The 26,856-nt window shown below is 63.6% G+C and carries 26 protein-coding genes; 16 read left to right on the top strand and 10 right to left on the bottom strand.

The genetic code is table 11. The features are described 5' to 3' along the window. Nucleotides 1-86 precede the first annotated feature (86 nt). Nucleotides 87-1,040 (top strand): adenosine deaminase, encoded by a 954-nt coding sequence (locus tag PSH87_RS03440; protein ID WP_017735266.1) that lies wholly within the window; start codon nt 87-89, stop codon nt 1,038-1,040. A 142-nt stretch (nt 1,041-1,182) separates the two neighbouring features. Here PSH87_RS03440 and PSH87_RS03435 read toward each other — a convergent pair whose 3' ends face one another. The 3 genes from PSH87_RS03435 to PSH87_RS03425 all read right to left on the bottom strand — a co-directional run bounded on the left by PSH87_RS03435 (nt 1,183) and on the right by PSH87_RS03425 (nt 4,421). Continuing rightward, nucleotides 1,183-2,553, bottom strand: coding sequence for an MFS transporter (locus tag PSH87_RS03435; RefSeq protein ID WP_305432560.1), 1,371 nt, complete (start codon nt 2,551-2,553; stop codon nt 1,183-1,185). Nucleotides 2,554-2,610: 57 nt separating this feature from the next. After that, a complete protein-coding gene (locus tag PSH87_RS03430; protein WP_305432559.1) occupies nt 2,611-3,357 on the bottom strand; it encodes a helix-turn-helix domain-containing protein in 747 nt (248 codons plus the stop codon). Nucleotides 3,358-3,491: 134 nt separating this feature from the next. After that, on the bottom strand, nt 3,492-4,421 hold the full coding sequence (locus PSH87_RS03425; RefSeq protein WP_305432558.1) for a LysR family transcriptional regulator: 930 nt from the start codon (nt 4,419-4,421) through the stop codon (nt 3,492-3,494). Nucleotides 4,422-4,529: 108 nt separating this feature from the next. Here PSH87_RS03425 and PSH87_RS03420 point away from each other — a divergent pair, with 108 nt between their 5' ends. Both PSH87_RS03420 and PSH87_RS03415 read left to right on the top strand, forming a co-directional pair. Beyond that, on the top strand, nt 4,530-5,543 hold the full coding sequence (locus PSH87_RS03420) for a zinc-binding alcohol dehydrogenase family protein (RefSeq protein WP_305432557.1): 1,014 nt from the start codon (nt 4,530-4,532) through the stop codon (nt 5,541-5,543). A 145-nt stretch (nt 5,544-5,688) separates the two neighbouring features. After that, nucleotides 5,689-5,862: a hypothetical protein gene (locus PSH87_RS03415; protein WP_017735271.1), complete on the top strand. Its 174-nt coding sequence runs from the start codon at nt 5,689-5,691 to the stop codon at nt 5,860-5,862. Between the two features lie 8 nt (nt 5,863-5,870). Here PSH87_RS03415 and PSH87_RS03410 read toward each other — a convergent pair whose 3' ends face one another. Beyond that, nucleotides 5,871-7,064, bottom strand: coding sequence for a multidrug effflux MFS transporter (locus PSH87_RS03410; protein WP_017735272.1), 1,194 nt, complete (start codon nt 7,062-7,064; stop codon nt 5,871-5,873). Nucleotides 7,065-7,151: 87 nt separating this feature from the next. Beyond that, entirely contained in the window at nt 7,152-7,349 is a 198-nt protein-coding gene (locus tag PSH87_RS03405; RefSeq protein WP_017735273.1) for a heavy-metal-associated domain-containing protein, read from the bottom strand. Nucleotides 7,350-7,496: 147 nt separating this feature from the next. Between PSH87_RS03405 and PSH87_RS03400 the strand changes: the two genes are divergently transcribed. The 3 genes from PSH87_RS03400 to cueR all read left to right on the top strand — a co-directional run bounded on the left by PSH87_RS03400 (nt 7,497) and on the right by cueR (nt 10,544). Beyond that, entirely contained in the window at nt 7,497-7,877 is a 381-nt protein-coding gene (locus PSH87_RS03400; protein ID WP_017735274.1) for a hypothetical protein, read from the top strand. A gap of 67 nt (nt 7,878-7,944) precedes the next feature. Beyond that, nucleotides 7,945-10,146 carry a cation-translocating P-type ATPase gene (locus PSH87_RS03395; RefSeq protein WP_305432553.1) on the top strand — a complete coding sequence of 734 codons (2,202 nt, stop codon included), beginning with the start codon at nt 7,945-7,947 and terminating at the stop codon, nt 10,144-10,146. Then, nucleotides 10,143-10,544, top strand: a complete 402-nt coding sequence (cueR, locus tag PSH87_RS03390; RefSeq protein ID WP_305432552.1) for a Cu(I)-responsive transcriptional regulator — start codon at nt 10,143-10,145, stop codon at nt 10,542-10,544. Before PSH87_RS03395 ends, cueR begins: the two co-directional genes overlap by 4 nt. A gap of 143 nt (nt 10,545-10,687) precedes the next feature. Here the strand turns inward: cueR and PSH87_RS03385 are convergent, their stop codons facing one another. Together PSH87_RS03385 and PSH87_RS03380 are read right to left on the bottom strand one after the other, a co-directional pair. After that, a complete protein-coding gene (locus PSH87_RS03385; RefSeq protein WP_017735277.1) occupies nt 10,688-11,587 on the bottom strand; it encodes a PA4780 family RIO1-like protein kinase in 900 nt (299 codons plus the stop codon). Between the two features lie 124 nt (nt 11,588-11,711). Beyond that, nucleotides 11,712-12,989, bottom strand: coding sequence for an acetyl-CoA C-acetyltransferase (locus tag PSH87_RS03380; RefSeq protein ID WP_017735278.1), 1,278 nt, complete (start codon nt 12,987-12,989; stop codon nt 11,712-11,714). Between the two features lie 113 nt (nt 12,990-13,102). On the opposite strand from PSH87_RS03380, the gene PSH87_RS03375 reads away from it, so the two are divergent. The 4 genes from PSH87_RS03375 to PSH87_RS03360 all read left to right on the top strand — a co-directional run bounded on the left by PSH87_RS03375 (nt 13,103) and on the right by PSH87_RS03360 (nt 19,070). Next, nucleotides 13,103-14,446, top strand: coding sequence for a 3-oxoacyl-ACP reductase (locus tag PSH87_RS03375; RefSeq protein WP_305432549.1), 1,344 nt, complete (start codon nt 13,103-13,105; stop codon nt 14,444-14,446). Between the two features lie 2 nt (nt 14,447-14,448). Next, entirely contained in the window at nt 14,449-15,297 is an 849-nt protein-coding gene (locus tag PSH87_RS03370) for a MaoC/PaaZ C-terminal domain-containing protein (RefSeq protein WP_305432547.1), read from the top strand. Between the two features lie 301 nt (nt 15,298-15,598). Continuing rightward, a complete protein-coding gene (locus PSH87_RS03365) occupies nt 15,599-17,209 on the top strand; it encodes a collagen-like triple helix repeat-containing protein (protein ID WP_305432545.1) in 1,611 nt (536 codons plus the stop codon). 175 nt (nt 17,210-17,384) lie between these two features. Further along, nucleotides 17,385-19,070, top strand: a complete 1,686-nt coding sequence (locus tag PSH87_RS03360) for a ShlB/FhaC/HecB family hemolysin secretion/activation protein (RefSeq protein WP_305432542.1) — start codon at nt 17,385-17,387, stop codon at nt 19,068-19,070. A 146-nt stretch (nt 19,071-19,216) separates the two neighbouring features. Here PSH87_RS03360 and PSH87_RS03355 read toward each other — a convergent pair whose 3' ends face one another. From PSH87_RS03355 to PSH87_RS03345, 3 genes are read right to left on the bottom strand one after another with little or no spacing between them, the layout of a single operon-like run. Next, nucleotides 19,217-19,624: a response regulator gene (locus tag PSH87_RS03355; protein WP_017737292.1), complete on the bottom strand. Its 408-nt coding sequence runs from the start codon at nt 19,622-19,624 to the stop codon at nt 19,217-19,219. 54 nt (nt 19,625-19,678) lie between these two features. Then, nucleotides 19,679-19,876, bottom strand: coding sequence for a Flp family type IVb pilin (locus tag PSH87_RS03350; RefSeq protein WP_017737291.1), 198 nt, complete (start codon nt 19,874-19,876; stop codon nt 19,679-19,681). Between the two features lie 42 nt (nt 19,877-19,918). Continuing rightward, nucleotides 19,919-20,110, bottom strand: coding sequence for a Flp family type IVb pilin (locus tag PSH87_RS03345; RefSeq protein ID WP_017737290.1), 192 nt, complete (start codon nt 20,108-20,110; stop codon nt 19,919-19,921). 315 nt (nt 20,111-20,425) lie between these two features. Here PSH87_RS03345 and cpaB point away from each other — a divergent pair, with 315 nt between their 5' ends. From cpaB to PSH87_RS03315, 6 genes are read left to right on the top strand one after another with little or no spacing between them, the layout of a single operon-like run. Continuing rightward, nucleotides 20,426-21,367 carry a Flp pilus assembly protein CpaB gene (cpaB, locus tag PSH87_RS03340; RefSeq protein ID WP_305432538.1) on the top strand — a complete coding sequence of 314 codons (942 nt, stop codon included), beginning with the start codon at nt 20,426-20,428 and terminating at the stop codon, nt 21,365-21,367. A 20-nt stretch (nt 21,368-21,387) separates the two neighbouring features. Next, on the top strand, nt 21,388-22,605 hold the full coding sequence (locus PSH87_RS03335) for a type II and III secretion system protein family protein (RefSeq protein ID WP_305432537.1): 1,218 nt from the start codon (nt 21,388-21,390) through the stop codon (nt 22,603-22,605). After that, nucleotides 22,602-23,792, top strand: coding sequence for a pilus assembly protein (locus tag PSH87_RS03330; RefSeq protein WP_305432535.1), 1,191 nt, complete (start codon nt 22,602-22,604; stop codon nt 23,790-23,792). Before PSH87_RS03335 ends, PSH87_RS03330 begins: the two co-directional genes overlap by 4 nt. Next, nucleotides 23,789-25,063, top strand: a complete 1,275-nt coding sequence (locus PSH87_RS03325; RefSeq protein WP_305432533.1) for a CpaF family protein — start codon at nt 23,789-23,791, stop codon at nt 25,061-25,063. The genes PSH87_RS03330 and PSH87_RS03325 overlap by 4 nt, the downstream gene beginning before the upstream one ends. 12 nt (nt 25,064-25,075) lie before the next feature. Further along, the gene (locus PSH87_RS03320) at nt 25,076-25,960 is read left to right on the top strand and encodes a type II secretion system F family protein (protein WP_017737286.1); all 885 of its coding nucleotides are present in this window, start codon (nt 25,076-25,078) and stop codon (nt 25,958-25,960) included. A gap of 1 nt (nt 25,961) precedes the next feature. Beyond that, nucleotides 25,962-26,846, top strand: coding sequence for a type II secretion system F family protein (locus PSH87_RS03315; protein WP_017737285.1), 885 nt, complete (start codon nt 25,962-25,964; stop codon nt 26,844-26,846). The last annotated feature ends 10 nt before the right edge of the window (nt 26,847-26,856 follow it).

Genomic DNA, 26,856 nt, shown 5'->3' with positions numbered 1-26,856 from the left:
AAAACGATCCTGCTGGTCAGGTTTTGCCAATTATTTCAGCCATGGCCTGTAGAATGCCGCCATTGCACCTGATGAGAATTTAGAAAATGTACGATTGGCTCAACGCCCTGCCCAAGGCTGAACTGCACCTGCACCTGGAGGGTTCGCTGGAGCCTGAGCTGCTGTTTGCCCTGGCCGAGCGCAACAAGATTGCGCTGCCGTGGAACGACGTCGAAACCCTGCGCAAGGCCTACGCCTTCAACAACCTGCAAGAGTTTCTCGACCTGTATTACAAGGGCGCCGATGTGCTGCGCACCTCCCAGGATTTCTACGACCTGACCTGGGCCTACCTGCTGCGCTGCAAAGAGCAGAACGTGATCCACACCGAACCGTTCTTCGACCCGCAAACCCACACCGACCGTGGCATCCCGTTCGAAGTGGTGCTCAACGGCATCGCCGCCGCACTCAAGGATGGCGAACAGCAACTGGGTATCACCAGCGGTCTGATCCTCAGCTTCCTGCGCCACCTGAGCGAAGCCGAAGCCGAGAAAACCCTCGACATGGCCCTGCCGTTCCGTGACGCGTTCGTGGCCGTGGGCCTGGACAGCTCGGAAATGGGTCACCCGCCAAGCAAGTTTCAGCGCGTGTTCGACCGTGCCCGCCACGAAGGCTTCCTCACCGTCGCCCACGCCGGCGAAGAAGGCCCGCCCGAGTACATCTGGGAAGCCCTCGACCTGCTGAAAATCCAGCGTATCGACCACGGCGTGCGCGCCATCGAAGACGAGCGCCTGATGCAGCGCATCATCGACGAGCAGATCCCGTTGACCGTGTGCCCGCTGTCCAACACCAAGCTGTGTGTGTTCGACGACATGGCCCAGCACAACATCCTCGACATGCTTGAGCGTGGCGTGAAGGTCACCGTGAACTCGGATGACCCGGCGTACTTCGGCGGTTATGTCACCGAGAACTTCCACGCGCTGCACACTTCGCTGGGCATGACCCAGGACCAGGCCAAACGCCTGGCGCAGAACAGCCTGGATGCGCGACTGGTCAAGCCGTAACTGACTAAACGCGGATAAAACTGTGGGAGCTGGCTTGCCTGCGATGCAGGCACCTCGGTATATCAGTGACACCGAGGTGATGCTATCGCAGGCAAGCCAGCTCCCACACAAGCCCGCTCCCACATGGGGTTTGTATTGCTGGTTAGATTTCGCTCAACTCTTCCAGGGTCTTGCCCTTCGTCTCCATCCCAAACACCCACACCACCAGCGCCGCCACCGCAAAACACAGCGCGCCCAAGGCAAACACCCCGCCCTGCCCCGTCATCGGAAACACCAACCCGGTCACCAGCGGCCCCAGCAATGAACCCACCCGGCCAATCGCCGAGGCAAACCCGGACCCGGTCGCCCGCGCCGACGTGGGGTACAGCTCGGGCGTGTAGGTGTACAACACCGCCCACATGCCAAACAAAAAGAACTGCATCAACAGGCCCGACGTGATCAGCAAGCCCACATTGCCGCCAAACACCGCGCTTTGCCCATACAGAAACGCCATCACCCCGCCACCCAGCAGCGTCACCACGCACACCGGTTTACGTCCCCAGCGTTCCACCAGCCAGGCCGCCATCAGGAAGCCAGGGATCCCGCCCAGGGAAATGATCACCGTGTAATACACGGACTGGGTCACCGCAAAACCCGACTGCTGCAACAGCGCACTCAACCACGACGTCAGCCCGTAGAAACCGAGCAAGGCAAAGAACCACACGCTCCAGATCATCATCGTGCGCTGGCGGTACTGCGCCGACCACAACTGCTGAAACGCCGAGAAGAACGTGCCCGGCGTGCTCTCTACCCGTGGCAGGCGGATCGGCTCCGGCAGTTGCGCGCTACCTAGGGAGTCGCGCACTTTCTGCTCGATGCCCAGCAGCACCTTGTCCGCCGCATCATGCCGGCCCGCCTGTTCCAGCCAGCGCGGGGATTCCGGGATAAAGAAGCGGATCGCCAGCACGAACACCGCCGGCACCGCCAATACCAGGAAGATGTCGCGCCAGCCAATCACCGGCAGCAGGAAGTACGACAGCACCCCCGCCGCCACAAAGCCCAGCGGCCAGAAACCGTCCATCAAGGCGATGTAACGCCCACGCCGCTTGGCCGGAATCAACTCCGAGAGCATCGATTGCGCGATGGGAAACTCCATGCCCATGCCGATGCCCAGCAGGATGCGAAACAGTGTCAGCATCTCCACCGTCTGCGCCGTGGAGCACAGGTAACTGGCGATGCCCCACAGCACGATGCTCCACTGGAACACCGGCTTGCGCCCGAAGCGATCGGCGAGCATCCCGGACAGCGACGCCCCCACCACCATGCCGAAAAAACTCGAACTGGCCAGCAGCCCGGCCTGGGCCGTGCTCAGGCCGAACTCGGCTTTGATCGAGCCTAAAAGGAAGGTCATCATCGCCAGATCCATGGAGTCGAAGAAAAACGCCAGGGCGATGATGATGAAAATAACCCGGTGGTAGCCGCTGATGGGCAACCGTTCCAGCCGTTCCGCTGCGCTATAGCCTTGCATACCCATGCCGCACCCCCTGTGTGAAAAGTCCCCGCGGTGAGTGTGCGGCATGGTTTTGCAGGGTTATTGCTGGATGCGACCTGATTGAAACTCTGAACGACGCCCCCGTGGCCAAGGGTGTTCGGATGCGGCCAACCGGTTGATTTCTGCAGCCCCGCTGTCGTTGACCTGCAACGCCTGCGACTCCTTGATCAGGCTGACCCAGTTCGACTGCAGAAACAATTGCAGCAACCCCGCGCCCAACGTCCCGCCCAGATGCGGCAGCTGCTGGCTCCAATCGAAACAGTCGCACACCACCGGCGATGCCAGCGCCTGGGTATAAATGCCCAGCCCCGCCAAGTGCTGCGCGCCCTTGGGCGTGACATCGGTGCGTTGTTCATGGCGCTCAATCCAGCCTGCGGCCAACATCCGCTGATACAACCCAGCCGCCAGCTCGCCGCCAAGGTGGCCATGGCACAGCCGCGCCTGGCGCAACATCAAAGGGGCGATCAATGCCGCGGGTGAAGCATCATCAGGGCAACAGCGCGCGGCGCTGGCCATGGTGGTGCTGGCCAACGCATCAATGGCGGCGCTGACATCGGGGGCCGCCACGCGGAACAAGCGCTGGCCACGGCGGCTCTCGATCCGCAACAGGCCGCCACCGGTCAGCCTCGTCAGGTGCGCAGTGGCCGACGCCAGCGACAACCCCGCCAGCGCCGCCAGTTCCTCCGAGGACTTCGCCGAGCCGTCCATCAACGCCCAGAGCATCGCGGTGCGCTTGGGCTCCGCAAGCAAGCCGGCGATATGACTGATGCAAGGTGCTGCTTCCATGTGTTCACTCCCTGTTAAACCATTTTTTTGCTGTGCTGCGCGCCAAAGTATAGGGGCGCAGGCAGCCGGTTCCGCGCCGTCTTACAGCGCGGATAGGGACAGGATTTGAGTGAAACGTCCTTGCTTGTTGGAGGCTATCGCACAGCGGTCAAGCGCTCCGGCCATTGCGCGGTCAACGTCGCACAACGCGCCACGAGCATTTCGCGCAGCAGGTTGACGGGTTTGCTCAGTTGGGCGCGGTGGGCACAGAGCAGATTCAGCGGCGTTCGCTCGCCACGCAGCTCTGGCAAGATCACCCGCAGGCGGCCGGCCAACACGTCTGTGCTCACATCCAGCCAGGACTTGTAGGCAATGCCCACGCCCGCCACCGCCCAGCGCCGCACCACGTCGGCATCGTCACTGAAACGATCGCCGCTCACCGTCAGGCTGATATCACGCTTGCCGTCGTGAAAGCTCCAATGGTCATGCACGCGACTGCCGAGCATATACAGCAGGCAATTGTGCTGGGCCAGTTGCTCCAGGTGCCGGGGTTCACCGTACTGCGCGAGGTAGCTGGGCGAGGCGCACAGCACGCGCACATTCTGCGGCGCTATCGGCAGCGCAATCAGGCTGGAGTCTTCGGGCTCGCCGTAGCGCAGGGCGATGTCCACCGGCTGGCGAAACAGGTCGGCAATGCGGTCGCCCAGCAACAGGCGCACGGTCAGTTGCGGGTGCTCACGCTGGAATTCATCCAGCCACGCCAGCAGATGGTTGCGGCCGAAGTCCGACGGCGCCGACAGTTGCAGCACGCCGCTGACATGATCCTGGCCACTGGCCAATAGCCGCCGCCCCTCGTCCAGAGAGCCCAAGGCGGCGCGGGCATATTCCAAAAAACCCTCGCCTTCGGCGGTCAGGCGCAGGCTGCGGGTGGAGCGGGCCAGCAAGCGCGCGCCGAGTTGTTGCTCGATACGCTTCAACGCGGCGCTGGCGACCGCCGGTGACAGGTCCATGACCCGCGCCGCCGCCGACAGGCTGCCCAGGTCCGCCGCGCGTACAAACAACTGCAAATCATCAAAACGCAGCATGATCCCCGCCGATTATCAAAATTCTATTGAAACAGACCTCTGTTTTAGCCGCTTTTATCTCGCCGGGAAATAGCCAATCATCTGCCCATCCCATTCCCGGAGCTTCCCATGAAAGCCATCGCCTACTACGCCTCACTGCCGATCAACGATCCCCTGGCCCTGCAAGACATCGAACTGCCCGAGCCCGTCGCTGGCCCGCGTGACCTGCTGGTGGAAGTCAAAGCCATCTCGGTCAACCCAGTGGACACCAAGGTGCGCCAGAACGTCGCCCCGGAAAACGGTGCCGCCAAGGTGCTGGGGTGGGACGTGGCCGGTGTGGTCAAGGCCGTGGGCAGTGACGTCACGCTGTTCAAGGCCGGCGACAAGGTGTTCTACGCCGGCTCCCTGATACGCCCGGGCGGCAACAGCGAGTTGCACACGGTGGATGAGCGCATCGTCGGCCATATGCCAAAAAGCCTGGGGTTCGCCGACGCCGCGGCACTGCCGCTGACCGCCATCACCGCCTGGGAACTGCTCTTCGAACGCCTGCAAGTGCGTGAAGGCAAAGAGGACCTGGGCCAGAGCCTGCTGATCGTCGGCGCAGCCGGGGGCGTGGGTTCGATCCTGACCCAACTGGCCAGCCAGCTCACGGCGCTGCATGTCATCGGCACCGCTTCGCGCCCGGAAACCCAGGCCTGGGCCAAGGCACTGGGGGCCGACCTGGTGATTGACCACAGCCAGCCGCTCAGCGAAGAACTGAAACGCGCCGGTGTCGCCCACGTGACCCACGTCGCCAGCCTGACCCAGACCGACCAGCACCTGGACCAATTGGTCGAAGCCCTGCAGCCCCAAGGCAAGCTGGCGCTGATCGACGATCCCAAGGCGCTGGACGTCAGCAAGCTCAAGCGCAAGAGCCTGTCGCTGCACTGGGAGTTCATGTACACCCGCTCGATGTTCGAGACCCCGGACATGATCGAGCAGCACCATCTGCTCAACCGCGTGGCCGAGCTGATCGACGCCGGCACCCTGGAAACCACCGTCGGCGAGCACTTCGGTGTGATCAATGCGGCCAACCTGCGCCGCGCCCACGCGCTGCTGGAGAGCGGCAAGGCCAAGGGCAAGATCGTATTGGAAGGGTTCTGACAAAGGACTGTAGGTGTCGTCCGTTACTGCTGTCAGTAATGGACGAGACCATTAGTCCGAGAGTTGACCTTTGTCATATTTGCGCGGGTATTCGGGTTTATATTGGCCGCCTTTGCCACGATTCTTTTACGTGAGGAAGTCAGCAATGAAGATCCTGATAAAAGCGTTAGCAAAATCCCAGTGGGAAGTGCGCCTCGACCAGAAGGCCATTACCTTCCACAGTGAGGCCGAGGCCCGCGCCTTTGCCGAGACCCTGCAAGCCCGAATCCAGGCGCCCCACCCCATCCCGCACAGCCAGCAACGTTCCGCCGCTGGCTGACCCGCGCCTCAGACCTGCGCTTGCGCGGCCCGAGCCCGTTGCAGGCGCTGGGTCGAGACGGCCACCGTCACCGCCAATACACCGCACAAGCTGATGACCATGGCCATCGGCATCGCCGTGCCATCGTGCAACAGGCCGACCAACGACGCCGCGCCCGCCGCCACACCAAACTGAATGCAACCAAGCAAGGCCGACGCACTGCCCGCCCGCGCCCCTTGCCCGCTCATGGCGCAGGCCGAGGTGTTGGGCAGAATGCAGCCCAGGCTTGCGATGCAGATAAACAGCGGCACCAGCAGTGGCCACAACGCATCGGTGTGCAAGGCACTGATTGCCAGCAACGACAGGGCCGCCGCCAGGTACACCCACACGCTGCGCGACAGCAGAAACGCCGGGCCGCGCTTGGCCAGCAACCGCGCGTTGACCTGCGCGATCAGGATAAAACCGGCCGCATTGGAGCCAAAGACCCAGCCGTAATGCTCGGCGGGCACGCCATACAGTTTGATAAAGACGAACGGTGAACCGGCGATGTAGGCAAACATCCCGCCAATCGCAATACCGCCGGTGAGTGCGTAACCGAGGTAGACGCGGTCCGACAGCAACGACAGGTAGCGGCGCAACGAGCCGGACAATGGCTGGCGCGGCTGATGGGCCGGGAAGGTTTCCGGCAACCCGACGGCAACGGCCACCGCCGCCATCACGCTGAACAGCGTCAACGCGAGGAAGATCGACTGCCAGCCCCACACCCCAACCATCACCCCACCCGCCAGCGGCGCGAGGATCGGCGCCAGCCCGGTGACCAGCATCAGTTGGGAAAACACTTTGGCCGAACCCACCGCATCACATTTGTCGCTGACCACCGCGCGGGAAATCACCATGCCCGCACAACCGCCCAGGGCCTGGACGAAACGCGCGGCGATCAACCAATCCAGGGACGGCGCATAGGCGCAGGCGAAGGACGCCAAGGTAAACAACGTGACGCCACTGAGCAGCGGCACACGCCGGCCAAAGCGGTCGGCCAGCGGGCCGTAGATCAATTGGCCAATGGCCAGGCCGATGAAATACACCGCCAGGGTTTGCTGGACATGTTTCTCGTCGGTGCCAAAAGCGATCGCCATGGCGGGGAAGCCCGGCAGGTAAAAATCGATCGCCAACGGCGCGAAGGCGCTCAAGGCGCCCAGGATCAGGATAATGCGCAGGTTCATGAAGGCACCCAAGTGAGTCGGCAGCCCGACAGTCTAGCCGCGCTTGGGTGCCTTGAACATTACGATAGCTCGCTAACTATTGAAAAATCAGGCGAGCTTGGCGCTGTAGCCTTCTTCGGTGATTGCACTGATGATTTGCTCGGCCGACAAACGACTCTCCACGCCGACTTCCTTGGCCGCCAGATCGACCTTCACACTGGCCGCCGGGTCCTGGCTCTGCACCGCCTGGGTGACCGACTTGACGCAATGGCCGCAGGTCATTCCTTCAACGCTGAATACTTGCATGACATGACTCCTTGATTGAGGGTGGACGCAGTCTCGACCTTGCCATCATGGCAAGGTCAAGCGCCTAAAACATCGGCCGGGCTGGTATTCGCTCGCGCGGTCGGCCAAGCTTGAGCCATCTTTGATTTGAACCACGGAGCATTCGCCATGCGCTGGTCGTTTTTTGCCCTTGCCGGCCTGATGAGCTTGTCTGCCGCCGCACCGATGGCCAGTGCCGCAGAAGACTACGCGGTGTTGATCATTTCCCGGGAACGCCTGGAAGTGCCGACCAACTGCGAGATCGGCCTGTACCTCAATGATCAACTGGCCGGGCGGTTGTTCCAGGAACAAGCCACCTCGTTCAACTTGCCGGCGGGCAACCTGTCGCTGCGCCTCAAGCTGCTGCCGGGCCAGGCGCCAGGCTGCCTGCCAGGCCTGCTCGCACCACCGGCGCAGAACATCACCCTCAAGGTCGGCGACGTGCGCAAGTTGCGCATTGCCCAAGGCCCGGACGGCATGTACCTCAAGCCCGCCGCACTGGAATACTGATCGGCGCTTGACCTTCCCCACAGGTCAAGGTTGATCCTAGGGGCAACTTCTCCTGGAGGACTGCCCCATGAATGGATCGACCACCTTTGACCTGCCCATCAGCGGCATGACCTGTGCCAGCTGTGCCGGCCGCGTCGAGCGCGCGCTGGGCAAGGTGCCGGGGGTGCAAAGCGTCAGCGTCAACCTGGCCAACGAACGCGCCCACGTCGAAGTCGCGGGCCAGATGGACCCCAGCGTATTGATCGCCGCCGTCGACAAAGCCGGCTACACCGCCAGCCTGCCGCAAAGCGAAACCGCCACCGAGGTCGATCAGGCCCAGCGCCTGCACCGCGAGCGCTGGTCGCTGGTGTTTGCGATTGCCTTGGCGCTGCCGCTGGTGCTGCCAATGCTGGTGGAACCCTTCGGCCTGCACTGGATGCTGCCCGCCTGGGTGCAGTTCGCCCTGGCCACCCCGGTGCAATTCATCTTTGGTGCGCGCTTCTATATAGCTGCCTGGAAAGCCGTACGCGCCGGCGCCGGCAACATGGACCTGCTGGTGGCCATCGGCACCAGCGCCGGTTATGGCCTGAGCATCTATGAATGGCTCACCGCCCACCCCGGCATGGCGCCGCACCTGTACTTCGAAGCCTCGGCGGTGGTGATTGCCCTGGTGTTGCTGGGCAAATACCTCGAAAGCCGCGCCAAACGCCAGACCGCCAGCGCCATCCGCGCCCTGGAAGCCTTGCGCCCGGAACGCGCGATTCGGGTGAATGCTGGCCAAGAAGAAGACGTCGCCATCAGCGCCCTGACCCTCGATGACCTGGTGCTGGTCAAACCCGGCGAACGCTTCCCGGTGGACGGTGAAGTGGTCGAAGGCCAGAGCCACGCCGACGAAGCGCTGATCAGTGGCGAAAGCCTGCCGGTGCCCAAGCAGCCGGGGGACAAGGTCACCGGCGGCGCGATAAACGGCGAAGGCCGCCTGCTGGTACGCACCACCGCCCTCGGTGCCGAAAGCGTGCTGGCGCGGATCATCCGCCTGGTGGAAGACGCCCAGGCCGCCAAGGCACCGATCCAGAAACTGGTGGATAAAGTCAGCCAAGTGTTCGTGCCCGCCGTGCTGGTGCTGGCCCTGGTCACGCTGGTGGGCTGGTGGCTGTACGGCGCGTCGCTGGAAACCGCGATCATCAATGCGGTGGCCGTGCTGGTGATTGCCTGCCCGTGCGCCCTCGGCCTGGCCACACCCACTGCGATCATGGCCGGCACCGGCGTGGCCGCGCGTCATGGCATCTTGATCAAGGACGCCGAAGCCCTGGAACGCGCCCATGAAGTCAGCGCGGTGGTCTTCGACAAGACCGGCACGCTCACCTCCGGCGCGCCGAAAATCGCCCATCTCGCCGCCGTCGATGGCAACGAAGCCCTGCTACTGCAACAGGCCGGCGCGATGCAACGCGGCAGCGAACACCCGCTGGCCAAGGCCGTGCTGGATGCGTGCAATGAACAAGGTCTGCCAGTGGCGGACGTGACTGCCAGCCAGTCCCTGACCGGACGCGGCATCGCCGGCACCCTGGACGGCCAACAGCTGGCCCTGGGCAATCGCCGCCTGCTCGAAGAAAGCGGCTTGAACGCCGGCGACCTGGCCGACGCCGCCAAGGCCTGGGAGGCCGAAGGCCGCACCTTGTCCTGGCTGATCGAGCAAGGCGCGCAACCCCGCGTGCTCGGGCTGTTTGCCTTTGGCGACACGCTCAAGCCCGGCGCGTTGGAAGCGGTGAACCTGCTCAAGGCGCAGCACATCAGTAGCCACCTGCTCACCGGCGACAACCGCGGCAGCGCGCGTGTGGTGGCCGAGGCGCTGGGCATCGACGACGTGCACGCCGAAGTGCTGCCCGCCGACAAAGCCGCCACCGTCGCCGAGTTGAAAAAAACCGGCGTGGTGGCCATGGTCGGCGACGGCATCAACGACGCCCCGGCCCTCGCCGCCGCCGACATCGGCATTGCCATGGGCGGCGGCACCGACGTGGCCATGCACGCGGCCGGCATCACCCTGATGCGCGGCGACCCACGCCTGGTGCCGGCGGCGCTGGAGATCAGCCGCAAGACCTACGCAAAAATCCGCCAGAATTTGTTCTGGGCCTTTGTGTATAACTTGATCGGCATTCCCCTGGCCGCGTTCGGCCTGCTCAACCCGGTGCTGGCCGGCGCGGCGATGGCGCTGTCGAGTGTCAGCGTGGTGAGCAATGCCCTGCTGCTGAAAACCTGGAAACCCAAGGATCTGGAGGATCAACGCCCATGAACATCGGCCAAGCCGCACGCCAGAGCGGGCTCAGCGCGAAGATGATTCGCTACTACGAATCCATCGGCCTGCTCAAAGCCGCCCACCGCACCGACAGCGGCTACCGTGTGTACGGCGCCGACGACCTGCACACCCTGGCGTTTATCAAACGCTCGCGGGATTTGGGGTTTTCATTGGACGAGGTCGGCAAGCTGCTGACCCTGTGGCAGGACCGGCAACGGGCCAGCGCCGATGTGAAGGCATTGGCGCGCCAGCATATCGATGAGTTGAATCAGAAGATTCTGGAGTTGGGGCAGTTGCGCGATACGTTGCAGGACCTGGTGGAGCACTGCCAGGGCGATCATCGGCCGGATTGTCCGATTCTCAAGGAGTTGGCTTCGGGCAGTTGCTGCACCTGAAAGGAAGTACACAAAACAAGGGTGGGAGCAGGTCTCTGTGGGAGCTGGCTTGCCTGCGATAGCATCACCTCGGTGCAACTGATGTACCGAGGTGTCTGCATCGCAGCGATGCGGCGACCCGACAAGCCAGCTCCCACAGGGGGTTACTGCATCCAAGGTGGCGGCGGTGGCTCGTCCGGCACTTTGCTCTGCGGCGCATCATCCGCCGCCCGAATCGCCTGCCGACGCTCTTCATCCAACCGCGCCGCTTCAATCTCGCGGATCACGCCGCCGACATCCGCCAGCTCTTCCGGCTCATCGAACTCGCCAGTCAAGACGCTGGCCGGGTGCAAGGTGCCGGCTTCGTACAACGCCCACATTTCCTTGGCGTACTTGGTCTTCTTCAACTCCGGGGCAAAGCGCCCGAAGTACGACGCCATGTTGCCCACATCCCGCTCCAGCATGCTGAACGCGTGGTTGTTGCCCGCCGCATCCACCGCCTGGGGCAGGTCGATGATCACCGGGCCGGTCGGCGTGAGCAGTACGTTGAATTCGGACAGGTCACCGTGCACCAGGCCGGTACACAGCATCAGCACGATCTGCGAGATCAGGAAGGCGTGGTATTCACGCGCCTGGTCCGGCTCCAGCACCACGTCGTTCAGGCGCGGCGCCGCATCGCCGTACTCGTCGGCCACCAGTTCCATCAACAGCACGCCTTCGAGGAAGTCGAACGGCTGGGGCACGCGAACGCCCGCACCGGCCAGGCGGAACAACGCCGCCACTTCAGCATTCTGCCAGGCGTCTTCGGTTTCTTTCTTGCCGAACTTGGAACCCTTGGCCATGGCCCGGGCCTGACGACTGTTACGGACCTTGCGGCCCTCCTGGTATTCGGACGCTTGACGAAAACTTCGTTTGTTCGCCTCCTTGTAAACCTTGGCGCAACGCAATTCGTTGCCGCAGCGCACCACATAAACAGCTGCTTCTTTACCACTCATGAGTGGGCGCAGCACTTCGTCGACCAGACCGTCTTCGATCAGGGGTTCAATGCGTTTAGGAGTCTTCATCAGCTTTTATTGTGGGTCCTTTATTACCAAATACGCGTATGGCACTCGTTATACGGCAATCGGCTCGCCGGTGGGAGGGGCTACCGACCGTTGATCACTCAAGAATGCATTCAATGGGCCAGTTTCACCGTTCAATGATCGCCGTGACGCCCTGCCCGCCCGCCGCGCAGATGGAAATCAGCCCGCGCCCCTTGCCTGCCGCATCCAGCAACTTGGCCAGGTTGGCGACGATGCGCCCGCCTGTGGCCGCAAACGGATGGCCGGCCGCCAGCGAGCTGCCCTTCACATTCAACCGGCTGCGGTCGATGCTCCCCAGTGGTGCATCCAGCCCCAGGCGCGTCTTGCAGTAGTCCGCATCCTCCCACGCCTTGAGCGTACACAACACCTGGGCCGCGAAGGCTTCGTGGATCTCGTAGTAATCGAAGTCTTGCAGCGTCAGACCATTCCTCGCCAACAAGCGCGGTACCGCATACACCGGGGCCATCAGCAGGCCTTCGGCACCGTTGACGAAATCCACCGCCGCCGCTTCACCATCACGCAGATACGCGAGGATCGGCAAGCCGCGTTCTTTCGCCCAGGCCTCGCTGCCCAGCAGCACCAACGACGCACCATCGGTGAGCGGCGTGGAGTTACCCGCCGTGAGCGTGCCCTTTTCGCTGCGCTCGAATGCCGGCTTGAGCGCGGCGAGTTTCTCCAGGGTCAGGTCGGGGCGCAGGTTGTTGTCGCGGGTCAGGCCGAGGAACGGCGTGAGCAAATCGTTGTGCCAACCTTCCGCGTAAGCCGCCGCCATTTTCTGATGGCTGTCCAGGGCCAACTGATCCTGCTCGGCGCGGGGAATCTGCCAGGTCTGCGCCATCAGTTCGCAGTGTTGGCCCATGGACAACCCTGTACGTGGCTCGCCATTGCGCGGCAGTTCCGGCTTGAGGTGATGAGGGCGCAGTTGCAGCAGGACTTTCAGCTTGTCGGCCATGGATTTGCTGCGGTTGGCTTGCAGCAGAATCTTGCGCAGCCCTTCATTTACACCGATCGGCGCGTCGGACGTGGTGTCCACACCGCCGGCAATCCCGCATTCGATCTGGCCGAGGGCGATCTTGTTGGCCACCAGCAACGCGGCTTCCAGCCCTGTGCCGCACGCTTGCTGGATGTCATAGGCCGGGGTTTGCGGCGACAGGCGCGAGCCGAGCACGCATTCGCGGGTCAGGTTGAAGTCACGGGAATGCTTGAGCACCGCGCCCGCTGCCACTTCGCCGAGGCGCAGGCCGTGCAGGTTGTAGCGCTCGATCAGGCCTTCCAGCGCCGCCGTCAGCATCGCCTGGTTGCTCGCCGTGGCGTACGGGCCATTGGAGCGGGCGAAGGGAATGCGGTTACCGCCAATGATCGCTACGCGGCGCAATTGAGTCATGGAAAGCTCCCTGAAGGTTGTGGGTGGAATCATTCAGCCTAGCCTAGGCTGATCGAACGACTACCGTCCCGGGGTGGTCAACCCTTTGAACCCCAGCTTTCGGAGAGCGTTCCATGTCTGACCGTTATATCGACTTCGCCAACTCAAGCCTCGGCCATCGCCTGGTCGCCGCCCTTGGCCTGCCGTCACCGGTACGCCTGGAACGCTGGCAAGCCGGACGCCTGCGCCCGGTGGAAGGGGCGCTGCTGCTGGGCGGCGGCGCGCTGGCGGGAAAGGTGCAGGCATTTGCCCACAAGCTCACCGACGCTATCTACACCTACGGCGCCGAGGCGTCGACCTGGATTCCCGGCCATGGCCCCAAGCTCAAGGCGGTGGTGTTCGACGCCAGCGACTTGCAACACACCGACCAGCTCAAACAACTGCGCGAATTCTTCCAGCCGCTGCTGAAAAACCTCGATCACAGCGCACACCTGGTGATCCTCGGCCGTGCGCCGGAAAGCCTCGACGACCCCTTCGCCGCCAGCGCCCAACGTGCCCTCGAAGGGTTCAGCCGCTCCCTGGCCAAGGAGCTGCGCCATGGCGGCGTCCTGCAATTGCTCTACGTCGGCGCCGCTGCCGAGGACCAGTTGGAGGGCGCGCTGCGCTTCTTCCTCTCGCCCAAAAGTGCCTACATCTCCGGGCAGGTGATTCGCCTGGAGGCGTGCGCGACGCAAGTCGAGGACTGGACCCGCCCCCTCGCCGGGCGCAAGGCACTGGTCACCGGCGCCGCCCGTGGCATCGGCGCATCCATCGCCGAAACCCTCGCCCGTGACGGCGCGGATGTAATCCTGCTCGACGTGCCCCAGGCCAAGGCCGACCTCGAAGCCCTCGCCGCTCGCCTGGGTGCACGCAGCGTAGCGCTGGACATCTGCGCCGCCGACGCCGCCCAGCAGTTGATCGACCACCTGCCCGATGGCCTCGACATCCTCGTGCACAATGCCGGTATCACCCGCGACAAAACCCTGGCCAACATGACCCCGGAATACTGGGACGCGGTGCTGGCGGTGAACCTTAATGCCCCGCAAGTGTTGACCAAAGCATTGATCGACAGCGGCACCCTGCACGACAACGCCCGCGTGGTGCTGCTGGCGTCCATCAGCGGTATCGCCGGCAATCGCGGGCAAACCAACTACGCCGCGAGCAAGGCCGGCTTGATCGGCCTCGCACAAGCCTGGGCGCCGCGGCTCAAAGGGCGGGGCATCAGTATCAACGCCGTGGCGCCGGGGTTTATCGAAACCCAGATGACCGCGCATATCCCCTTTGCCTTGCGTGAAGCCGGGCGACGCATGAGCTCGCTCGGCCAGGGTGGCCTGCCGCAAGACGTGGCCGAAGCCGTGGCCTGGCTCGGCCAGCCGGGCAGCGGTGCCGTCAGCGGGCAAGCGCTGCGGGTGTGTGGGCAAAGTCTCTTGGGAGCGTAGGCATGGACTGGCAAACATTGGACAGCACACCGTCGCTGCCGCCGCTGTACTGGCGCGCGGCACTCAAACGCAAGATCACCGGCAGCACGTTGCCCGAGCGCGGGCTGCGCTGCCGGGTGACCGTCAACCCCAGCGCTGTCGCCAAATACCGCAAGGTCTGCGGGTTTGCCGACAGCCCGATGCTGCCGGCGACTTATCCCCATGTCCTCGCGTTCGGCTTGCAGATGCAGTTGCTCACCGACAACCGCTTCCCCTTCCCGCTGCTGGGGCTGATTCACCTGAGCAATACCATCCGTATCCACCGGCCCTTGGGCGGCGTCAGCGCGTTGACCCTCAGCGTCCACGCACAAGACCTCAAGCCGCACCCCAAGGGCGCGACCTTCCAGCTGGTGACCACCGTCAGTGATGCCCTCGGCCTGCTGTGGGAAGCCGAAAGCCGCATGCTCTGCCGCGGCGTAAAGCTCGACGGCGACACCACGGACGCGGCGCAACCGAGCCCCACCCACATCAGCGAGCTGACGCGCTGGCAAGCCCCCGCCGATATCGGCCGCCGTTATGCGCGGGTCAGCGGCGACTACAACCCGATCCACCTCAGCGCCCTGACCGCCAAGCTGTTCGGGTTTCCCCAGGCCATCGCCCACGGGCTGTGGAACAAGGCGTACACCCTCGCCGCCTTGGGCGAACACTTGCCCGCCGCCAATGTCGAGATCAGCGTCGAGTTCAGGAAACCCGTGCGCCTGCCCAGTGAAGTGACGTTGTTTGCCAGCGCTGCCGGCTCAGCGGGTGAGTTACGCTTGAGCGGCGCGGGCGATATTGAACATATGGTAGGCAAATGGCAGCCGATCGCCTGAAACAAACTGCTTAATTGTATATATACACCCTAAGTTATAGCGGACCTTATAAGGTCCGCTATTTCATTCAAGCCATTGATTAAAAACACATATACATCTTGATACATCCTCCTTTTATATCCTTGGTATTAGTCCCTAAGCAGAGACTTTACGACCGTATATAAATCGTTAATACCAAGTTGAGCATTGTCAGAAAGAGCCCCCTGGACTGTTATAGCCCTACGGACAAACGCATCGCCCTCCACAGAAGTGGCGAGTGTTTGAAGACAACTAAGGTTGTACAGGTGCAGGGAACTCAATCATGAAAACTCAAGTAGTGTTTTGGAAAGCAAGTACCGCGCTGGCCCTGGCAGTAGCATTGACGCTCGGCGGCTGCAGCAGCGGTGGTGGCGGGCATCACAGTGGTGGTTCGTCCTCCACCGACGATACAACGGCCGGCACCGGCGGCACGGGCGGTGGTACCGGTGGCGGTACTGGCGGCGGAACCGGTGGTGGCACTGGCGGCGGCACGGGTGGCGGTACCGGCGGTGGCACGGGTGGCGGCACCGGTGGTGGCACTGGCGGCGGTACGGGCGGTGGCACCGGTGGCGGCACCACTACCCCACTGGTCACCGCGACGGTCGTGGACACCGTAGGCGACACCGTAACGGGCGTAGGCACCGCGGTCGGCAGCCTCGGCACCACCCTGGGCAGCTTGCCGATTGTCGGCGCTACCACGGGCGGCCTGGTCACCGCGACCGGCAACGCGGTCGGCAGCCTCGGCACTGGCCTGTCAGGCGGGCTTGGCACCCTCGGCACCAACAGCAATGCGTTGGGCACCACCGTTGCAGGTGTGGGCAACGCCGTCTCCGACCTCGGTGATGGCGTGAGCACCACCGGCGGCAACGTTGCCACCTTGCTCGGCCAAGTGCCGGTGGTGAGTGGCGCAGCCCCCGTGGTCGGCGGTGTAGTAGATAAAGTCGGCAACGTCGTAACCATGCTCGGCGACACCCTGAGCACCGCCAGCACCACCGGCCCATTGGGCTCGGTCACCAATACCGTGGGGGCCAAAGTGCTGGTGCCAGTGGTTTCCCTCGTAGAAAAAACCACCGGCCAAGTGGGCACCGCAACGGGCCTCGGCGGTCCGGTTGGCGGCCTGCTGAATAAAGTCGGCAGTACCGTGGACGGCCTAGGCGATAAAGTCACCGGCACTGGCGGCACCGGCAACCCTGTGACGGGCGCCGTGGGTGGCGTACTGAGCGGCGTGGGCACCGTGGTCGGCAGCGCCGGCGGCTATGTCAACCCAACCACTGGCACCGGCGGCGGTTCCGGCGGCGGCATTGGCACGGGCAACCTCGGCCTGCCGGAACTTATCGGCGGCGTGATCGCCGGCGCTGGCAACGGCCTGAATGCAGGCAACACCAATGGCGTGGTCAGCGCGGCGGGCGTCACCGGTGGCAGTGTTGGCGGCACGGTTGCATCCCTGGGCACTCTGCTGGGTGGCAATGGCGTACCGAACACCGCCGCAGGTGCTCCGGTCGCGGCACTCACCACCAGCCTGGGCAGCGCGCTCAACCCCGTCACCAGTGGCGTCACCAGCCTCACCCAAAACGTCGGCAACAGCACTGGCCTGGGGGCTCCGGTCAATGGCCTGGTGACCAACGTCGGCGGCGCCGTCAGCGGCCTCGGCGGCAAAATCACCGGCACCAATGCCAACCCGGTCACCAACGCCTTGGGCGGCACCGTCAGCGCGGTCGGCAATACCGTGACCTCGGTGGGCGGCCTGGTCACCGGGGGTACCAGCGGTAGCGGTGGTGGTTTGCTCGGCGGCGGCCTGAGCCTGGGCGGCAGCGCATCTGCCGGCGCCAGTGCCGGGGCCAGCACCAGCGGCGGCTTGGGCGGTTTGCTCGGTGGCCTGACCGGCAAAAAATAGAATTGCACCTGGCCGATTAGACGGCCTCCCCTACAGCGCCTACGCTTGGTTGAGACGAGAGACCCAATAAGTCTCTCGTCTTTTTTATGCGCCAATGAAAGCCACCCGAACCGCGCCCCCAGAGCCCGGCGGGCATCTGCAAAACGCTGCTGCAGTTTTGACCATGGAGTGTCCTATGCGCGCTTTGACGCCGCTGTTGTTGCTGTCCCTCAGTGCTTACGCCCACGCCGAAACCCTACCCAGCTTCCTCAATAGCAACGACACCATCCGCAACCTGCCCGTGCCCAACCTGCCCGCCGACGCCTACCGGCCAAACACCCCGCAAACCCAGTTGCCAACGCCTGCGGCCAGCGAAGCCCAGCCGCTGCTGATGGACACCAAGGTGACCATCAGCAAACTGCAGATCGACGGCGGCACGGTCTACCCGCTCAAGGAACTGGCGCTGGCTTTCGAACCGCTGATTGGCCATGAAACCAACATCGCCCAGCTGATCGAGGCCACCCGCAGCATCACCAAGCGCTACCAAACGGACGGCTACCTGCTGTCCTACGCCTTCCTGCCGGAACAAAGCTTCGACGGTGGCCTGGTCCATGTAGTGCTGGTGGAAGGCTATGTGCGCGATTACCAGCTGCAAGGCGATATCGGCTCGGTGTCGTCCTACGTGGACAAACTCGCCGAAAAACTCAAGGCCGAACGCCCACTCACCCGCAAGACCTTCGAGCGCTACACCACGCTGATGGGCGCGATTCCCGGCGTGACCTTGCAGGCGCAAGTGCCGCCACCGCGCACCACCGATGGCGGCACCCACATGCAGATCACCGCCAGCCGCAAGCCCTTCACCACCAGCATGAGCCTTAACCAGGCCAGCCGTGGCGGCCTGCAAGCGTTGGTCAGCGCCACCAGCAACTCGCAGACGTCGATGGGTGAACAGTTGACCGTCAGCGCCCTGGCGCCGCCGGGCAACGACAAGGAACACTACTACCGCGCCGCCTACAGCCAGTTCGTCAACGCCGAGGGCACCCAGCTTGCACTGTCAGGCGAACACTACCGCGCCGAACCGGGCACCAACGTGCAACTGGACGGTGGTTTCCAGCTCAAGCCGCACCAGGCCATCGACCGCTTTTCCATCGGTGTAAGCCACCCGGTGATTGCCTCGCCAACCGAGTCGTTGAGCCTCGGCACGCGCATTTATGGCGTCGATCAGAAAACCCGCTATCAATTGGTGGGTTTCCCCAACCGTTTTGACCTGGAAACCAATCTGCGCGCCCTGGCCTTCGAAGGCGACTGGCGCAAGGCCGACACCGACCAGTTGCGCATCCTCAGCGCCGGCCTGTACCAAGGCATCAATGGCCTGGGCGCCAAGACCCGCAGCGACTTCGACGGGGTAAAACCCGACCTGGATTTCTTCCGCCTGCGCCTGTCCGGCGTGCAAAGCAACAAGCTGTTCGGCAGCAACTTCCAGGGCGTGCTGTCCGCGGCGTTCTACTGGAGTGACGACACCCTGCCCGACAGCGAACGCGCCACCTTCGGCGGGCAGAATTTCGCCCGCGGCTACCCCGACGACCAGGGCTCGGGCGACAAGGGCTGGGGCCTGGCGTACGAGATCAACTACAGCTACAACCGTGCCGGCGACTGGGTGCGCATCCTGCAACCGTACGTGGTGTTCGACCGCGCCAAGACCTGGTTCAACGTACTGCCGATCAGGGGCAACGACCTGTCATCCGCCGCCGTGGGCCTGCGCTTTGGCGACAGCCAGTACTACAACATTGCGCTGGAGGCGGCCAAGCCGCTGTCGGACGTCGCGCTGGACAGCTTTGACCGGCGACCGCGGTATACGCTGAGTTTTAGTTACCAACTCTGATGATGTGTGTATAGGGAGACTTCTGTGGGAGCTGGCTTGCCTGCGATAGCGGTGTGTCAGTCAGTACAAGTGCTGGCTGCTCCACCGCCATCGCAGGCAAGCCAGCTCCCACAAAAGCCAGCGCCCACAGTGAGCCCAACTGGCGGCTAGAACTGGCGCTTCTGCAGGGGAAACAAACTGTTGAGGGTATCGATCAACCGCACCAGGTAGATCGGCTTGCGAAACAGATCCAGCACCTGCAAGCGCAGCATGTCGCTGACGTCATCCATCTCGGCATGGCCCGACATCACGATCACCGGCAGGTGCTGGCGAGACGTGTGTTCGCGCAGGCGCTTGATCAGGGAGATGCCGCTTTCTTCGGGCATGCGCAGGTCGGTGATGATCAGCGCGATATCCGGGTTAAGGGTCAGTTCCTGTAGCGCGTCGGTCACGGAGGTGGCGGTAAAACACACAAATCCCTCATTGGAGAGGGATTCGGCAAGTTCGATCAGAGCGTCCTCTTCGTCGTCCACCAGGAGAAGTTGTTGCCGCGAAGAAGGCACGGAGGGACTCATGGCGAAAGATCCTGACACTAAGATGCACTCAGGTTAGTCGTGTCGCGGGATTGATCAAGTCGATGCGATGCTCGCCTCGACCAGGTTGAACAGCACCTTTACACGGTCACTTATGGGAGTCATGAAGATCCCGATCACCGCCGCGCACATCGCCGCCACAATGGCGTACTCAATGCCGGAGGCGCCGTCCCTGGCGCTCACCATGACCCACACTTTCACGTAGATAAAACGAATGCTTTCTGCGATGTGCATGTAGAGCTCCGGCAAAAGAGGAGAACGCGACTCGCTAGAGCATCAAGTACCGATACCTGTTTGAATCGAGGTGAAAATGGCCTTTACCTTAGTGCTGATCGGCGTCATGAAAAGCCCGATCACCGCCGCACACATGGCCGCGACAATTGCATATTCAATACCGGAGGCCCCCTCTCTTCCGTAAGACAGAATCTGGATTTTGACAAACACTTTGCGAATGGCATCAAGGAACATATGACTTCTCCTTTGCGCTGAGAGCGCGGATGTAGCGGGCTTGCAACATGATCTCGCTATGCCACTAGAGCATTGTCGGCAAATTCACTCCCAACAAGTGTAATAAGCGACTAATCACAAAGTAGTAGTCAGCCAAATGGCGTCAAAGCCCCAATGTTTGCCCGCCGATACACAATATTTCCATGCAGTAATGGCATTTTGTCCTAGCTCGACTACCTTCAAATAGCGAAATAGTTGAATACCCAGAACGAACTGATTGCGTAGTCGCTGGATGGACCCGTTGAAAGGTCTGCCAGTAGGAAAGGGAGAGCCTTCATGAGCAGTCGTATCAGCATGATTCTGGCCGCGGTACTGCTACTCGGGGCGTTGATTGCCGGGTACTGGGGCCTGGTTCTCAGCCGCCCGGAGCCGGTTGCCGCCGTCGCGCCACCTGTCATTAATAACGCCCCTGTCGCTGCCATCGAAGACCCGACCCGCCAACCCGTGGTCGTGCTGGCCCATGACGTGCCGCCCTACGTCGCCCTCACCGCCGCCGACCTGACGCTGGAAAAACTCAAGACAGCTCCCGCCGGCAGCCTGACCGCACTGGACCAGGCGGTCGGCCGCACGCCATGGCGCGCCCTGCAAGCCGGCACCTGGCTGACCGAAGAAAGCTTCAGCGCCGGCGGCAACCTGTCGCGCATGATCCGCGCCGACGAGCGCGCACTGGCGGTTGCCGTGGATGAAGTGACCGGCGCCGGCGGCCAATTGAACCCCGGCGACTATGTGGATGTGATGCTGTACCTGCGCTCGGAAAACGGCAACCCGCAACCCTCCGCCCAAACCGTGATTCCGGCCCTGCGCCTGCTGGGCGTGGGCGATCAACTGGGCCTGACCAACGACGGCACGCCCGGCTCGCCGGTGGCCGTCACCGCCGAAGACAAGGCCAAGCAACAACAAGGGCGTGCCAGTGCGCGCACGGTGTTGCTGGCCGTGCCCGAGCAGTTGATGACGCGTCTGGTCCTCGCCGTGCAGGCCGGCAGCCTGCGCTTGGCCTTGCGCAGCGCCGACGAGCAACGCCTGAGCCAATACTGGGCCGGCGACACCGACTCTGCGCAGAATCTCGACAACGCCAAGCGCGACCTCTACCAGTTCAACCAGCTGGCGCAAACCACGCCGCCCATCAGCAACTTCAACCCGACAGCCACCAAAGGCACGCCGCGTCGCTCGGGTGTCGAGGTGATACGCGGCAACCAGGTCACTCAACAAACGCCCTGATAGCGCTAAGGATGCCTTGAATGAGCAGTCGTTCCATGCCGAAGTTTTCGCGAGTGTTCTGCACCCTGGTCACCCTCGCCCTGCCCGTCGGCGCGGCACAGGCGGCACCGGGCAATTGCGCCAGCCTGGAGCAGTTGCCTGCGACGCTTGAGGTCGGTGAAGGTCTGCAACAGGCCATCCAATCCCCGGTCGCCATTACCCGGCTGGCGGTCGGCGACCCGAAAATCGCCGACGTCCACGTCAACGGCAACCAGGCCTTCCTGCTGACCGGCGTCTCGTCCGGCGCCACCAGCCTGATGATCTGGACCGCCTGCTCGCCCAGCCCGCGCCAGACCATGGTGTTCGTCAAGGGCAAGGCCACGTCGGCGCTGACCAGCCTGTCGCTGTCGCCCTCGGAAGATCCGTCGCTGCCCAGCCAGGTGCAGACCGATATCCGTTTTGTCGAAGTCAGCCGCACCAAGCTCAAGGAAGCGAGCACCAAGTTTCTCGGGATCGGCACCAACTTCTTCCTCAGCAGCCCGAACATCCTGTCCCCCACCGAGGGCGTGTTCAAACTGCCGGTGAGCACGGACAACTTCAACGTCGGCTTTGGCGGCGGCCGCGTCAAGGCGATGATCAACGCCCTGGAAAGCAGCGGTTTCGCCTACACTCTGGCGCGGCCCAGCCTGGTGGCCCTGAGCGGCCAGAGCGCGACCTTCCTGGCCGGCGGCGAAGTGCCGATCCCGGTGCCCAGCGCCGGCAGCGACACCATTTCCATCGAGTACAAGGAGTTCGGCATTCGCTTGACCCTCACCCCCACGGTGATCGATCGCAACCGCATCAGCCTCAAGGTTGCGCCGGAGGTCAGCGAGCTGGACTACAGCAACGCCGTCGCCATCCAGGGTATCCGGGTGCCCGCGCTGACCGTGCGTCGCACCGACACCAGCGTGTCCCTGGCCGATGGCGAGAGCTTCGTGATCAGCGGCCTGATCAGCACCAACAACCGCTCCACCATCGACAAGTTTCCGGGCCTGGGGGACATCCCGATCCTCGGTGCGTTCTTCCGTGACTCCAACATCAGCCGCGAAGAAAAAGAGCTGCTGATGATCGTCACCCCGCACCTGGTCCAGCCCCTCGCCGCGAATGCACAACTGCCGTCCCTGCCGGGGGAAAACCTGCGCAGCTACGACCCGAACTGGTACCGCCTGTTCTTCCTCGAAAACGGCAATTTCGACCGACGCACAGGACTCTCCCAATGAGCGAAAGCCTGAGCCAGACCTTCCTGGCAATCACCCGCAACAGCACCGACCTGGAATGGCTCCAGGGGGCCCTCGCGCCCCTGGGCCAAGTGGTCAGCGCCGGCAGCGGCAGCCTCGACGAGCTGCTCGCACTGGTGGACGTGACCTTCGCCAACCTGGTGTTCATCGGCCTCGACCGCGAAAACGTCACCCACCAGTGCGCCCTGATCGAAGGCGCCCTGGAGGCCAAGCCGATGCTGGCGATCGTCGCGTTGGGCGACGGCATGGACAACCAGCTGGTGCTCAACGCCATGCGCGCCGGCGCCAGGGATTTTGTCGCCTACGGCTCGCGCTCCAGCGAAGTCGCGGGGCTGGTGCGGCGCCTGAGCAAACGCCTGCCGGCCGTGGCCCACACCAGCCACCTGGGCGGCCTCACCGTGCTGTATGGCACCCAATGCGGCACCGACGGCGCCATGCTCGCCGGGCACCTGGCGCACGTGGTGCAGAAAAGCGGCCAGCAAACCCTGGTCCTCGACCTCGGCCTGCCCCGGGGCGACAGCCTGGCGCTGCTGGGCCTGGAAAGCTCGTTTCACTTCGGCGATGCCTTGCGCCACCTGCGCCGCCTCGACGCCACCCTGATCAACAGCGCCTTTACCGCCACCGAAGCGGGCCTGCGCATCCTCGCCTACACCGACAGCGACGAGCCCCTGGAGCACACCAGCGCCGCCGAGCTGTACATGTTGCTCAGCGCCCTGCGCCAGCACTTCCAGCACATCGTGGTGAACCTCACCGGCCAACCCGACAGCGAAGCTCTGCGCACCTTTGTCAGCCATTGCGACAAGCTTTTGTGGTGCACCGACCAAAGCGTGCTGGACTGCCGCCGCAACCTGGCGGTGCTCAATCGCTGGCGCGAAAAAGGCATGAAACTGGACCACGGCCGGTTGCTCATCGACCGCTACATCAAAGGCGCCGCGCCCGAGGCCGAAGCCCTGGGCAAGACCTTCGGCCTGGAAGTCATCGCCGTGCTACCCCTGGCCGCCGAGCTGCGCCTGAACGCCAAGAACCAAGGCCAGAGCCTGTTCACCCTGGCCCCGCGCGAACCCTTGAGCCAAGGCTTGCGGGTGCTTGGCGAGCGCCTGGCCAAACGTTCCGAAGGCCTTGAGAAACCCTCGGCCAACTGGCTGACCCGCCTGTGGGGCACCAAGTGAGCGGCGAAAAGCTGTTCGGTGTGCCCGGCGCGCGCGGTGCGGTCGGCAATACCGATCACGACGGCCTCAAGCTGGTGCTGCACCGCTACATCATCGACGCCATCGAGGAGTCGGGGAAAAACCTGCTGGAAGGCACCCGCCAGTCCCTCGCGCAGTTTGTGATCGACAAGGTCAACGAATACATCACCCGCATGCACCTGGCGATTTCCCGCTACGAGATGGAGCGCCTGGCCGAAGAGATCGTCGACGAACTCACCGGTTTCGGCCCATTGGAAGTGCTGCTGCGCGATGCCTCCGTGACGGAAATCCTGGTCAACGGCCCGCACCGGGTGTTCGTCGAGCGCGATGGCCTGCTGCACCAGAGCGACCTGCGCTTTATCGACGACCACCATGTGGAGCGCGTCATGCAACGCATCCTCGCGCCCTTGGGGCGGCGCCTGGACGAGTCCTCGCCGATGGTCGATGCGCGCTTGCCCGATGGCAGCCGGGTCAACGCGATCATCCCGCCGATTGCCCTCGACGGCCCGTGCCTGTCGATCCGCAAATTCCGCAAGGACATGCTCAAGAGCAGCGACCTGGTGGCCATGCAGACCATCGACCAGCCGATCTTCGAGTTCTTCCAGGAGGCCGTGGGCAAGCGCTGCAACATCCTCATCAGCGGCGGTACCGGCACCGGTAAAACCACGTTGCTGAACATTCTCAGCCAACTGATCAACCCCCACGAACGCCTGGTCACCATCGAAGACGTGGCCGAGCTGCAACTGGGCCACCCCCACGTGGTGCGCCTGGAAACCCGCCCGCCAAATGCCGAGGGGCACGGTGAAGTGAAGGCCAGTGACCTGATCCGCAACGCCCTGCGCATGCGCCCCGACCGCATCATCCTCGGCGAGATCCGTGGCGTGGAAGTGCTCGACGTACTCACCGCGATGAACACCGGCCACGACGGCTCCATGAGTACCGTGCACGCCAACAACGCCCAGGATGCGCTGCTGCGGCTGGAAACCCTGGTGGGCCTGACCGGGCGCACGGTCGCGGAAAAAACCCTGCGCCAGATGATCTGCGCGGCGCTCGACGTGATCATCCAATTGTCGCGCATGCCCGACGGCCGCCGCTGCGTCACCGAGGTGGTGGAAGTGGTGGGCGTGCGCGATGACGTGTATGTCACCAACACCCTGTTCCGCCTCGACAAACGCACCGGCTACGGTTTTGTGCGCGAAGCCATCAACCCCGCCGGCGACAAACTGCGCCGCGAAAGCCACCTGCCGCAGTAGGAGGCGCCGCCCATGCTCGCTCCGATCCTGCTCGCACTGATGTCCCTGGCCATGCTGTTGCTTGGCCTGCAACTGATGCGCCGTGGCGTGCGTCAGGCGCAGACCGACCGCGTGCTGGAGCGCCTGGCCCACGGGCAGCCCGACAGCCCGGAGCACAACCCGGTGCTGACCAGCCTGGAGCGTACCTTCATGCGCGCCGGCCTGGGCAAGCCGACCGAGCGCCTGGGGCTGTGGCTGACGCTGTGGGTGCTGGGCGCGCTGCTGGGCCTGCTCGCCTTCGACTGGCTGGGGTTGCTGGTGATGCTGCTGACGCCGCCGCTGGCGCTGCGCTTCTACATCTCGCTGCGTTATCAACGCCGGTTGCGGCGCATGATCGAGCAACTGCCGCAATTGCTCGACCACGCCGTGCGCAGCCTCAAGTCCGGGCGCACCCTGGCCGATGCGGTGCTCGGCGCCATCGATGCCAGCGAAGACCCGTTGCAGAGCGCCATGGGCCGCATCAAGCGCAACGTGTTGCTGGGGGTCAGCCTGCCGGAAGCGGCGCACGATTTCGCCGAGCTGTATGAACAGGATGAACTGCGCCTGTTTGCCCTCGGTTTGAAGGTCAACCATCGCTACGGCGGCAACGCCAGCGAGCTGCTGGAAAACCTGATCAAGATGATCCGCGAGCGTGACCAGGGCGCGCGCCAACTGCGCGCCATGACCGGCGAAACCCGTGTCACCGCCGTGGTCCTGGCGCTGCTGCCGGTGAGCGTGGCCGGCTACTTCCTGCTGACCAACCCGACTTACCTGGTGGGCATGTGGGCCGATGGCAGCGGCCAATTGCTGCTGATCGGCGCGTTCAGCATGCAGATCATCGGCTGTGTGGCGCTGTGGCGCATGCTGAGGAGCATCTGAGATGGCCGTGCTGATCAGTGTTGCGCTGTTTCTCGCTGCACTCGCCCTGGTGGCCGTCAACCTGATCGGCCAACGCCGCCAGCAACGCCTGGTGACCCAGCGGCTGCAAGGCGACACGCAGCGCAACGACAAGGTCGGGCACTTGTTGCGCCAACTGGGCAACACGCGGATCGGCCAGCGCACCATCAGCCTGGACAACGAAACCCAGGTCCTGCTCAACCGCATCGGCTGGCGAAAAGCCAGCCAGCGCTCGCTGTTTGCCGCCTGCCAGGTGGGCGCGCCGATCCTGTTCCTCGGCTTGACCCTCCTCTTGCAAAGCCTGTTTTACCCGGATGTCGCCCATGCCTGGCCCGCGCCGTTCCTGGGCCTTGCCACCGGCTACCTGCTGCCCAAGCGCGTGCTGGCGTCCGTGGCCAAGCGGCGCCAGGAGCAAATTTCCCAGGAGGTTTCGACCTTTATCCCGCTGCTGCGCATCCTGTTCGAGTCGGGCATGGCCGTGGAGCAAACCCTGCGGGTCATGTCCAACGAAGCCCAGCAGTTGCTGCCGGTACTGACCTCGGAGCTGCGCCTGGTGCTGGCACGGGTGGACTCGGGCCTGGAGCTGGGCGAAGAGCTGAGCAAGACCAGCCTGATGCTCAGCGTGGATGAGTTCAGCGACACCTGCGCGATCCTGCAACAGCTGCTGTATCAGGGCGGCGGCGCGATGAAATCGTTGCAGGCGCTCAAGCAACTGCTGGATGACCGGCGCCTGACCCGCATGCAGGAATACATTTCCAAGATGTCGGCCAAGATGTCGGTCGTGATGATGGTCTTTCTGTTTCCCGCGCTGCTGATTGTGTTGGCCGGCCCCGGGTTTATCGCCATTTCCAAGGCCATGGGGCCTTGAGAGGACGCAC

This window comes from Pseudomonas sp. FP453 (assembly GCF_030687495.1).
Lineage (GTDB): Bacteria > Pseudomonadota > Gammaproteobacteria > Pseudomonadales > Pseudomonadaceae > Aquipseudomonas.
This window is presented reverse-complemented; position numbering and strand designations above follow the sequence as displayed.

Excerpts from the sequence above, each read along its gene's own strand:
- PSH87_RS03365 (WP_305432545.1), top strand. The coding sequence starts at position 15,599 with ATGAAAACTCAAGTAGTGTTTTGGAAAGCAAGTACCGCGCTGGCCCTG.
- PSH87_RS03430 (WP_305432559.1), bottom strand. The coding sequence starts at position 3,357 with ATGGAAGCAGCACCTTGCATCAGTCATATCGCCGGCTTGCTTGCGGAG.
- PSH87_RS03375 (WP_305432549.1), top strand. The coding sequence starts at position 13,103 with ATGTCTGACCGTTATATCGACTTCGCCAACTCAAGCCTCGGCCATCGC.
- PSH87_RS03410 (WP_017735272.1), bottom strand. The coding sequence starts at position 7,064 with ATGAACCTGCGCATTATCCTGATCCTGGGCGCCTTGAGCGCCTTCGCG.
- PSH87_RS03330 (WP_305432535.1), top strand. The coding sequence starts at position 22,602 with ATGAGCGAAAGCCTGAGCCAGACCTTCCTGGCAATCACCCGCAACAGC.
- PSH87_RS03435 (WP_305432560.1), bottom strand. The coding sequence starts at position 2,553 with ATGGGTATGCAAGGCTATAGCGCAGCGGAACGGCTGGAACGGTTGCCC.
- PSH87_RS03370 (WP_305432547.1), top strand. The coding sequence starts at position 14,449 with ATGGACTGGCAAACATTGGACAGCACACCGTCGCTGCCGCCGCTGTAC.
- PSH87_RS03400 (WP_017735274.1), top strand. The coding sequence starts at position 7,497 with ATGCGCTGGTCGTTTTTTGCCCTTGCCGGCCTGATGAGCTTGTCTGCC.
- PSH87_RS03395 (WP_305432553.1), top strand. The coding sequence starts at position 7,945 with ATGAATGGATCGACCACCTTTGACCTGCCCATCAGCGGCATGACCTGT.
- cueR (WP_305432552.1), top strand. The coding sequence starts at position 10,143 with ATGAACATCGGCCAAGCCGCACGCCAGAGCGGGCTCAGCGCGAAGATG.
- PSH87_RS03405 (WP_017735273.1), bottom strand. The coding sequence starts at position 7,349 with ATGCAAGTATTCAGCGTTGAAGGAATGACCTGCGGCCATTGCGTCAAG.
- PSH87_RS03345 (WP_017737290.1), bottom strand. The coding sequence starts at position 20,110 with ATGTTCCTTGATGCCATTCGCAAAGTGTTTGTCAAAATCCAGATTCTG.
- PSH87_RS03335 (WP_305432537.1), top strand. The coding sequence starts at position 21,388 with ATGAGCAGTCGTTCCATGCCGAAGTTTTCGCGAGTGTTCTGCACCCTG.
- PSH87_RS03420 (WP_305432557.1), top strand. The coding sequence starts at position 4,530 with ATGAAAGCCATCGCCTACTACGCCTCACTGCCGATCAACGATCCCCTG.
- PSH87_RS03425 (WP_305432558.1), bottom strand. The coding sequence starts at position 4,421 with ATGCTGCGTTTTGATGATTTGCAGTTGTTTGTACGCGCGGCGGACCTG.
- PSH87_RS03385 (WP_017735277.1), bottom strand. The coding sequence starts at position 11,587 with ATGAAGACTCCTAAACGCATTGAACCCCTGATCGAAGACGGTCTGGTC.
- PSH87_RS03320 (WP_017737286.1), top strand. The coding sequence starts at position 25,076 with ATGCTCGCTCCGATCCTGCTCGCACTGATGTCCCTGGCCATGCTGTTG.
- PSH87_RS03350 (WP_017737291.1), bottom strand. The coding sequence starts at position 19,876 with ATGCACATCGCAGAAAGCATTCGTTTTATCTACGTGAAAGTGTGGGTC.
- PSH87_RS03360 (WP_305432542.1), top strand. The coding sequence starts at position 17,385 with ATGCGCGCTTTGACGCCGCTGTTGTTGCTGTCCCTCAGTGCTTACGCC.
- PSH87_RS03415 (WP_017735271.1), top strand. The coding sequence starts at position 5,689 with ATGAAGATCCTGATAAAAGCGTTAGCAAAATCCCAGTGGGAAGTGCGC.
- PSH87_RS03380 (WP_017735278.1), bottom strand. The coding sequence starts at position 12,989 with ATGACTCAATTGCGCCGCGTAGCGATCATTGGCGGTAACCGCATTCCC.
- PSH87_RS03355 (WP_017737292.1), bottom strand. The coding sequence starts at position 19,624 with ATGAGTCCCTCCGTGCCTTCTTCGCGGCAACAACTTCTCCTGGTGGAC.
- PSH87_RS03440 (WP_017735266.1), top strand. The coding sequence starts at position 87 with ATGTACGATTGGCTCAACGCCCTGCCCAAGGCTGAACTGCACCTGCAC.
- cpaB (WP_305432538.1), top strand. The coding sequence starts at position 20,426 with ATGAGCAGTCGTATCAGCATGATTCTGGCCGCGGTACTGCTACTCGGG.
- PSH87_RS03315 (WP_017737285.1), top strand. The coding sequence starts at position 25,962 with ATGGCCGTGCTGATCAGTGTTGCGCTGTTTCTCGCTGCACTCGCCCTG.